At 53.4% G+C, this 995-nt stretch carries 1 protein-coding gene; it reads left to right on the top strand.

What is annotated here, in order from left to right; all coding sequences use genetic code 11:
- Window positions 1-12 precede the first annotated feature (12 nt).
- On the top strand, window positions 13-995 hold a 983-nt coding region (locus J5224_RS30055; RefSeq protein WP_264628713.1), incomplete at its 3' end, for a TolC family outer membrane protein.

Here is a 995-nt window from a genome sequence, read left to right as displayed (position 1 = left end):
CCTTTAGGGATTATGGTCGCACAGCCCTCCAGCGCCGCGACTTTACAGGATGTAATCAAACAAACTCTTGCCACGCATCCCGAAGTCAGTGCGTCGGTGAACAGTCGGCTCTCCGCCGATCATGATTTACGCTCCGCCAAGGGCGGATACTTGCCGTCAATCAATATGAACGCAGGGACCGGTCGTGAGCAAACGGATACCGTTTCTACGCGCGCCAGCGGCGGCAAAACAGAACTGCAACGCCGTGAATCCAGTATCACTTTACAACAAACGCTGTTTGACGGGTTTGCTACGTCGAGTGAAGTCGGTCGGCAGCGCGCTACCGTTAATTCTCGCGCCTATAAAGTACTGAACACGTCTGAGAACGTGGCCTTGAATACGGTCCAGGTTTACCTTGATGTGCTGCAACGGGCAGAATTTGTCAAACTGGCACAAAACAATCTCGCTAATCACGAGCGTATCTACGATCAGATCCGGCTGCGCAGCCAGCAAGGCGTTGCGCGTCTGGCAGATCTCGAGCAGGCAGAAGCGCGTTTGGCACAGGCCAGGAACAATCTGCTTACCGAGCAGACCAATCTGGATGACGCAAAGACCAACTACTTTAGCGTTACAGGTATCGAGCCCGATAACCTGATACTGCCAGATACCGCATTGTTAACCATTCCCGCCTCGCTGGCAGAGGCCCGGCGCGTCATGCTGACCAACAGCCCGATCCTCAAATCCGCCGAATCTGACATCACAGCGACACAACAACAATATGAGGCTGCAAAGTCCTCCTATTATCCTCGTGTCAACGTCGAGCTCGACCGCAATATGAATAACAACGTGGACGGCGTACGCGGACAAAGCAACGAGTGGCAGGCGATGGTCAGAATGCGTTACAACCTCTATCAGGGAGGAAGCAATAAGGCCAACGCGGATGCAAAAGCGTATCAAATCAAAGAGGCGCAGGATATTCGCAACAACACGCTGCGTCAGTTGAACGAAGAACTGCG

The sequence above is a fragment of the Candidatus Symbiopectobacterium sp. NZEC135 genome (genome assembly GCF_025962695.1).
This window is presented reverse-complemented; position numbering and strand designations above follow the sequence as displayed.